The organism is Pinirhizobacter sp., assembly GCF_035317885.1.
In the GTDB taxonomy this organism is placed as follows: domain Bacteria; phylum Pseudomonadota; class Gammaproteobacteria; order Xanthomonadales; family Rhodanobacteraceae; genus Pinirhizobacter.
Genome location: NZ_DATHFX010000326.1, coordinates 1 through 2,221 on the forward strand (window position 1 = coordinate 1; position 2,221 = coordinate 2,221).

3 protein-coding genes are annotated in these 2,221 nt (G+C 64.9%); 1 reads left to right on the forward strand and 2 read right to left on the reverse strand.

Annotation, left to right across the window (positions count from 1 at the left end):
* Nucleotides 1-131 precede the first annotated feature (131 nt).
* Nucleotides 132-611: a nuclear transport factor 2 family protein gene (locus VK519_RS10590; RefSeq protein WP_324349640.1), complete on the reverse strand. Its 480-nt coding sequence runs from the start codon at nucleotides 609-611 to the stop codon at nucleotides 132-134.
* A gap of 10 nt (nucleotides 612-621) precedes the next feature.
* Complete coding sequence (locus VK519_RS10595) at nucleotides 622-1,101, reverse strand: nuclear transport factor 2 family protein (protein WP_324349642.1); 480 nt, start codon at nucleotides 1,099-1,101, stop codon at nucleotides 622-624.
* Between the two features lie 206 nt (nucleotides 1,102-1,307).
* Between VK519_RS10595 and VK519_RS10600 the strand changes: the two genes are divergently transcribed.
* Nucleotides 1,308-2,221, forward strand: a 914-nt coding sequence (locus VK519_RS10600; RefSeq protein WP_324349644.1) for an OPT family oligopeptide transporter, incomplete at its 3' end; no start/stop codon positions are given.

Consider the following 2,221-nt stretch of genomic DNA (forward strand, 5'->3'; position numbering starts at 1 on the left):
TGGCGCGCCGCTACCGGCGGCCATCGTCGCGGGGCCGCGCATCGGCATCCGCGTGGGACTGGATTTTCCATGGCGCTTCCATGTCGCCGGAAGCCGTTACGTGTCCGGGCCTGCGCGTTGAGCGCAAGCGCCTAGAACACGCCGTTGCCGTTGGCGCTGGTCTCGGGGATATCCTGCACCGTCTCCCAATGCTCGACGATCTTGCCATCGTCGAAGCGAAAGATGTTGAAGAGCATCTGGCCACGCGAATCAGGCGTCGGTCGGACGTGGCTCATCAATGTCACCAGATTGTCCTCGGCGATAATGTGTTTGATCTCGTAGCTGATCTGCGGGGTTTGCGCGGCGATGTCCGCGATGGCCCGGGCCAGGCCCTCTTTGCCGTCGGCGACGTCCTGGGCGTGCTGGATGTATTCGGGCCCGAGGTAGCGCGCGGCAAGCGCGCTGTCCCGTGCGGCGAAAATGGCGGCGTAGAGGTTGCGTGCCGTCTCGATATTTGCCGCCTCCGCGGAGGTCTGGGGTACGGCTGCGGGTGACGATGCGGCGATAACCCCGGCAGGAAGGGCCAGCCCGAGCGCCATGGCCGTGCTGAGGATGCTGTTGGACAAGGTCATTGGCTGGCTCCTAGATCAAACCGTTGGCATTGAGGCTGGTGGCCGGTATCGGGTTGCCCACGACCCAGTGCTCGGCCAGCGCACCGTCCACCACGCGATACATGTGGATCTGCACGTCGCCACGATCCCATGGGTTTAGTCGCTGCAAGACATGGACGGTCACCAGGCCGCCGGACGATATGGCCCGACGGATCTCGTACGAATAACGCGGATGGGTTGAGCTTAGGCGCTGGTGGTACCGGGCGAAGCCGTCCACGCCATCTTCCACGGCCGGGTCGTGCTGGATGAAGCCGTCGTCGAGATACCTCCGGGCTTTGTTCAGATCCAGGCGACCGAATGCTGCCTCGTAGAACGCCAGGACCACCGCCTTGTCGGCATCGCGGGAGACTGTCGTGGCGGCTACGGTCGATACTGGCTGGGAGGCCGTGGCAGCACCGGCGAGGGTCAATAGGCCGGCGATGAGTCCGAAGCGGACGAAAGGGTTTGGCATGCGTGACACTCCATGTCGCGGGAAGCCCATCATTTCCCGGGACACCCGCAGCCATCAATGTCAGCCCCAGGACAGATTACGTCCGCCTTTGCCTCGACAATCCCGCCTTTTCTCGTACTTGGCTCTAGTCCTACACCCCATGCTGGCGAGCAGGCGAGGCGATGGTTTACGCTCGGCGGATGGATTCACAAGGGGAAAACACGCCAATGACACAGCCAGCCGTCCTGCAGGACCACCGCACCGAGCTCACCATCCGAGGCCTGGTGCTGGGCGTGGTGATCACCCTGTTGTTCACCGCCGCCAACGTGTTCTTCGGACTGAAGGCAGGCCTGACCTTCGCCACCTCGATTCCCGCCGCGGTGATCTCCATGGCGGTGCTGCGGGCGGTGCGCGGATCGACCATCCAGGAGAACAACATCGTGCAGACGGTAGCTTCGGCCGCCGGCACGCTGTCATCGATCATCTTCGTCTTGCCCGGCCTGGTCATGGTGGGCTGGTGGACAGGCTTCCCCTACTGGACGTCGTTCGCCATCTGCGCCCTGGGCGGCATCCTGGGCGTGATGTATTCCATTCCCCTGCGCCGTGCGCTGGTCACCAACTCCGATCTTCCCTATCCCGAAGGCGTCGCCTGCGCAGAAGTCCTGAAGGTTGGCGGCGCGCATGATGAATCCAGCGGCCAGACCGCCGCGCAAGCCGCCGAGTCCAGCAGCGCGGGCCTGAAGGCCGTGGTCATGGGCTCGGTGGTGTCCGCCGCCTTCGCCGTGATCGTCGGCACGCAGATCTTTGCCAGCGATATCGCGCGCACCTTCGCCATCGGCCGCAAGGGCGCGCTCAGCGGTTTCGATTTCTCGCTGTCATTCGCGCTGTTCGCCGTGGGCCACCTTGTGGGCCTGTGGGTGGGCATGGCCATGCTGGTGGGCTTCCTGATCGCCTGGGGCGGCATCGTGCCGTGGTTCACCAGCGGCCACGAGGTGGTGGGCAGCATCGCCGATACCGCACAGGCGGTGTGGACGCACAAGGCGCGCTTCATGGGCGCCGGCGTGATCGGCGTGGCGGCCATCTGGACGCTGGCGAAGCTTGTGAAACCGGTAGTGAGCGGGCTTGCCGCCGCCGCCGCCGC